General features: G+C 43.2%; 8 protein-coding genes. 1 reads left to right on the forward strand and 7 read right to left on the reverse strand.

Annotated elements, in window-relative coordinates; genetic code table 11:
* Positions 1–170 precede the first annotated feature (170 nt).
* Entirely contained in the window at positions 171–938 is a 768-nt protein-coding gene (locus IM500_RS04785; RefSeq protein WP_242034486.1) for a glycosyltransferase family protein, read from the forward strand.
* On the opposite strand, the gene IM500_RS04790 is transcribed toward IM500_RS04785, so the two are convergent.
* From IM500_RS04790 to IM500_RS04820, 7 genes are all read right to left on the reverse strand, one after another.
* Positions 939–2,537 (reverse strand): peptide ligase PGM1-related protein, encoded by a 1,599-nt coding sequence (locus IM500_RS04790; protein WP_287737845.1) that lies wholly within the window; start codon positions 2,535–2,537, stop codon positions 939–941. It abuts the gene before it with no gap.
* A 166-nt stretch (positions 2,538–2,703) separates the two neighbouring features.
* Positions 2,704–2,832: a photosystem I reaction center subunit IX gene (gene psaJ, locus IM500_RS04795; RefSeq protein ID WP_002738148.1), complete on the reverse strand. Its 129-nt coding sequence runs from the start codon at positions 2,830–2,832 to the stop codon at positions 2,704–2,706.
* A gap of 45 nt (positions 2,833–2,877) precedes the next feature.
* Positions 2,878–3,372: a Photosystem I reaction center subunit III gene (locus IM500_RS04800; protein ID WP_287737841.1), complete on the reverse strand. Its 495-nt coding sequence runs from the start codon at positions 3,370–3,372 to the stop codon at positions 2,878–2,880.
* Between the two features lie 132 nt (positions 3,373–3,504).
* Entirely contained in the window at positions 3,505–3,924 is a 420-nt protein-coding gene (locus IM500_RS04805) for a secondary thiamine-phosphate synthase enzyme YjbQ (protein WP_287737842.1), read from the reverse strand.
* 10 nt (positions 3,925–3,934) lie between these two features.
* On the reverse strand, positions 3,935–4,735 hold the full coding sequence (gene cobA, locus IM500_RS04810; protein ID WP_190722172.1) for a uroporphyrinogen-III C-methyltransferase: 801 nt from the start codon (positions 4,733–4,735) through the stop codon (positions 3,935–3,937).
* 299 nt (positions 4,736–5,034) lie between these two features.
* Positions 5,035–5,385 (reverse strand): clan AA aspartic protease, encoded by a 351-nt coding sequence (locus IM500_RS04815; RefSeq protein ID WP_287737843.1) that lies wholly within the window; start codon positions 5,383–5,385, stop codon positions 5,035–5,037.
* 11 nt (positions 5,386–5,396) lie between these two features.
* Positions 5,397–5,582 (reverse strand): hypothetical protein (locus tag IM500_RS04820; protein WP_287737844.1); only part of this gene is annotated, 186 nt, incomplete at its 5' end.

A 5,582-nucleotide genomic window follows, 5' to 3' on the forward strand; every position in this document is an offset into this window, starting at 1 on the left:
AGGGAGCATCTCACCTTTGCCATGAGCATAAATACTTAGTGGAAAAATAGGCTTTTCGAGGGTAATTCTTGTTTTAATTCTCCATGTACGCAGTCTTTAAAAGCCTCTATTTCGTTCCAAGACACGATTAAGAGTGGCTTTTAGGCTAAGTATAATTACTCATTGCGTAAGTGAGATGCTCCCTTCAAAGAAGTACAGGATTTTTAAATGCCAGAGGTACTTATATTCTCACAATCAATTGCGATGAATATTTACACCCTGAGATCGTCACCTTAGTCAAAGACTATTTTGAACGCTTCCCCAATAGTTGGGTATTAAGATTAGCCAGATGTGGATTTCCCTACGGTGAACGAGAAAAATTAGAGAGTCCTTGGCCAACAATTCCCGATGTAAAAAGTTTAGCTATCTGTAGCAGGAGAGAAAATAATAGCAACTTATTTAAAGAGAATAATTATTTATTAGAATTACCGATCGCTCCTTTAGATAATCCTTTTAATCCCCAAGTTTTTCTCAATCAACGTCGCGATCAAAATGGTTCCCATTTAGAAAATTTTGATAAAAAAGTTTGGAAAAGTGAACCTGTGCAAGTAGCGACGATAGAAATTACTAATCTCATGAACTTATTTGGTCCGATTAAATATATTCCTTTTTGGTGTTTAGATAGATTACTAGGTTTATATATTCAGGCTAAATATTTTGAAAAAGAGCGAGTAATCGGTCACTGGCTGCCGAATTATCCCGAACAAATACGAATTGAAGATAATCCTCCTGAATACCAAAGAACTTGGCGATTTTACTTTTTATCGGAAGTTATGTTATTAAGAAAATTCCCTCAGTATGGCTATCTTTGGAATCTAGCTATCTATCAATTTTTAGAACTGCCTGCTTGGATGATTAAATCTCTGAAACAAAAAATTATACCCAGTAAATCAGTCTAGTTATATCCAAGTGATCGGTAATCCAGAATAATAACCTAAATTTATGGAACTATGCTCTGTTTCCCAATCTAACACCTGTTCCACACGCTGATAAATTGCCGCAGCTTCCTCACTAGAATTGCCGATACAAGTTAACCCTAATTTACCAAATTCCGACAGCGCACCCATGAGATGAAAAACTGTTCCTGTTTTACTGCTACTATCAAAATGCAAGTGATGTTTAGCAATAATATCCATTAAATCATCGGGAAGTAAACCTTTGTATTGGGGTTTGTGGAGATTATCGGAGGCAATATAGTATTTTTCCTGGTGAGGTTGACTGAAAAATGATCCGGTTTTTCGATCATATTCACCATTAGTTAAAAGCTTCAAAGTCATAAAAGGATGGGTGGTTCCTCCTTTTCGCAGATTAATTTCGATCGCCTGTAAATCCCAGACTAAAGTTTCTGGATTTTTCACAGCGACGAAATCAACTCCATAGCGTTCAATTGCCCCCTTGGCTGCCAGAATTTCCCCTATTTTTAGACCTAATTCCTGTAATTGTAGGCGATAATTTTCATCGGCAGGAAAATGACAACCTAGATAAATTTGACCATCGGGACCGCCTAAAATTTGATCGTGAGTGGAAAGAATCTTCACTTCTCCCGTGGGTGTAATATAACCTTGCACACTCGGCGATCGCTTTTCTTCTCCTTCAATAAAAGCTTCGACAATTGCCCCTAATTCAGCAATTCTGCCAGAAAAACTGTCCCAATTTTCATCCCTTGCTTGAAAACTCATCTTCTCTAATTGTTTGGCCAAGAGATTGATTCTCTCGCTTAAATCTAGACTGTTACTATCAACAATTCCCCCTAAAGGACGTAAATCTAAAACTGCATTTCCTTCTCCCGATAACCCCTCATTTAATTTAACTACCATGCGTTTTAGTTGCGGTTGACGAGACCACAAACTAGCGGCTTCGTATAACAAATCCTTGACCGTATTTACCTGTAAACTACCGTCAGGATGGGGAATATTGCCTTGACCAAAAATCTCGCGACTGCCACTTTTAGAACCCCAATACAATAAGTCTGGACTACAGGCAAATAAAGGAATATCTAATTGTAAAGACAATTCTCGCTCTAAATTAGTAGAATTAAAACAAACCATGTAGGCACGATCTCGACGCAACGCTTGCCGGATTCTTGCTACTAAGCGCGGTCTTTCCAGAATTTTTTGGGTTAAAGGTTGAAAAGAGTTATCGTGAGTTGTCAGTAATAACAGACGATTATTAGCATGGGAAAAAGGAATCCCGGGCAACAATTGCAGGTAATAATCAATCACCATCCGCGCCAGTGGCTGCGCTGTTACATAGATTAAACGAGTTTTCGGGTGTCGCAACCGAATCAGAGAAAATAATAATCTTTCTTCGTAATGTAAAAAACCCGCTACTTTTTGACCGACTCTCTGATCGATACTAAAAGAAGGGACAACTAGGATATCATAATCGTATTCATCCGATTCGAGAACGTTTTCTCCCTGCCAAATCTCTTTTAGTTTTTCTTGTAATTCTTGATACCGCAGCCGCTTTTCTAGCATCAAATCTCTATCTAACAGCATGGTTTGTCCCACCTCTGTGGTTGCAGATACCTGTATCTTATCGATTTTGAGAGCCTGTCGTCTCCAGTGTCTTTCTTTTCTTAATATTCCCCCAATCCCTGGGATCATTGTCATTAAAAAGGGATACAGTGGACTCTGTATCCCCTTTAATCACCTGAGATTGCCTTTAACCTAGCGGGTGGAATAAGAGATCGGGATAAAAGCGATTAAATTCGATTAAAATCCCGGCGGTGAAAGTCAGCAGCGCCATAATTAACACGGGTGCGGACGAGAGAAATTTAGTAAGTCCTTCCATCTGAGTTCTCCTAGGGAATAAAAAGTCAAGGGTTTGACACAAAAATTAACGAGGGGAAACGGTAATTTCCGAATCCTTAACGGTTAATTTACCGGAAGTGGCTTCTTGTAAAGCCGCCAAGGGCCAGAGAAAACCCGTTAACATTTTGCTGAGAGCGAGGGGAACATCGATGATGATTTCCTTCATTTCGGCATCTTTGTCGTCGCGCACGGCGATTAAATAGGCCCGACCAACCCAACCGATCCAACCGGCAATGTACAGGAATAGGATGCTAGGGATAAAGAAATCGCCCATGTGGTCCCAACGACCATCAACAATTAGGTGCGGATAGCCTTCAGGTCCACAGAGAGCTTGGGAGTAGGTTTGAGCGCGTTTGGCTCCCGATTCGGGGTCAGGAGTGGTGTTGCGGAAACTCTTCGCTTTTTGTAGGAAAGCGGGATTTTCGCTACAAGGGGTCAGATTGGACAAATCAGCCGACGCTGGAGCGGCAAAGGTGAACCAGAGAGATAGCACCAGGGCCAGAGCGAACAATTTTCGCATAAATTGTTTCCTTTTGTTACGAAATATGAAGTTCTTTGTTCAAAAAGCGAACAATTTGATCGTACACGGAAAAAATCTTACTCCGATGAGGGGTACGAGTAAAGTTTCTATTACAAAACTATACGCAAAGCTTCAGACCCCGGTGATATGAACCACCACTTGTCTTTGGTGACGACTCTGACGATGTTCCCAGAGATAGATACCTTGCCAGATGCCTAAAACTAATTTACCCCTAGCGATCGGGATTTGTTCCGATGTCCGGGTTAGGGCCGAGCGAATGTGAGCGGGCATATCGTCTGGCCCTTCGGTAGAGTGATAGTAGAGACTGCTATCTTCTGGGACTAACTTGGCGAAGAAATTGGCCAAATCGGTGAGAACATCGGGATCGGCATTTTCTTGGATCAGCAAAGAAGCGGAGGTGTGACAGACAAAGACACTGCATAATCCCGTCGTTATGCCCGATTCAGCCACGATCGCCTCTATGGGGGCAGTGAGACGATGGAAATTCTTGGGACTGGTGGCAATTGTCAGGGATTTTTGATATTGACGCATGGAAACCGAATCAGAGAGAAATGGGTGTAGGGGGGATTGTCCTGGAGAGCAAAGGTTGTCCCGCTTGCAAGAGATCGTGAAGGTCCACCACTGCCCCGATAACAGCGATCGCTGGGGCTTCAAAGCCGGTGGCTTCGATCTTGTCCATAATTGTGCTGAAAGTACCGATTAACTGCTGTTGCTGCGGTGTTGTTCCCCAGCGAATCAGGGCGATCGGTGTTTCTGCACTTCTGCCCGCTTTGGTTAACTCGCCGATAATATAGGGTAAATTATGCACACCCATGTAAACGACAATTGTTTCCGCGCCATGGGCGATCGCTGACCAGTTAACTTGAGGACGATATTTACCCGCCATCTCGTGGCCGGTGACGAAGGTAACGGAAGAACTATAATTGCGATGGGTGAGGGGAATACCGGCGTAGGCAGGCACAGCAATTCCTGAAGTGATCCCCGGCACGATCTCGACGCTAATTCCGGCCGCAATCAGATCGAGCATTTCTTCGCCCCCGCGACCGAAAACAAAGGGATCCCCTCCTTTAAGACGAACAACCACGGCATTAGTCTGGGCCTTCTCGATCAGTAAAGCGGTGATTTCCTCCTGTACCAGAGAATGACGACCGCGACGCTTACCCCCATGGATTTGTTCGGCCCGGGGGTTAATCATGGCTAGAATCGAGGGGCTAACTAGGGCATCATAGAGGACAACATCGGCATTTTCTAGGAGAACTTTTGCTTTTAAGGTCAACAAACCGGGATCCCCGGGACCCGCACCGACGAGATAGACCTTACCGCAACTTTCTGATTGATTCATAGATACTGGGGAGAAAATTCTTGCTTCGATCGAATGCGCTTGATCCCTACTTTATTGTGACTGGGACAAAATTTGGTATTTTTGGCTACAGTTACTCGGCGATCATGCGCTTTCTTCATGAAGAATTATGATCTTAACATTACTTAACCCTTAATCTAGCGATCGCTCTGATCCTAAATCCCGTTTAACAGGTATGGGGGAGAGCGGGTTTTTAAGCTTGGATTGGGAGTTAATCATGCTATTAAAAACCGATTCAGTATAACGACTAAGTTAGCCTGCGTTTGCGCTAATGCTGAGAACTACAATTCGTCAATTGTCACCAACCCACCTTCCGTAAACTGAATCACAAGTTCATGGCTATCTAATAAAGCAGTTCCAACCAGGGGTCGCCGTCCTGTGGCAAATACACGAGTTTCTCGCTCCTCACCATTCCAGATAATAATTGCTTTGTGAAGAGGCAGCATTACTTGGCTGTTGTCTGCTAAATTCGCACGCATATCGTACCTGAAAGGAAGATTCAGTAATGCTACTGCTTCGGGTGGTAAACAAAGCTCATCTGTAAATCCTGTATCTACTACAAACTCAATCGGAAAGTCAGCGCGATTTGGAATCCGAAATGGGATAGTGATGATCGGGTGTCCATTAGCCACAATACCTGAAATCACTTAACTACACGCTCCATAATACCCCCACCAAAAGCGGCAGCAACGTTGTAGCCAATTTTGATCCCAAAGAGCCGAGCATGGGGGTGTTTCTCGCTCAATAAGTCAGCAGCGTGTAAGCCATTTTCATCAACTTTGTAGTCACCTGTTTCAATGTCAATGATGACCATCTTGCCAATGTTTTC

Origin of the sequence: Microcystis sp. M179S2, assembly GCF_020245805.1 — a bacterium.
GTDB classification, from domain to species: domain Bacteria; phylum Cyanobacteriota; class Cyanobacteriia; order Cyanobacteriales; family Microcystaceae; genus Microcystis; species Microcystis aeruginosa.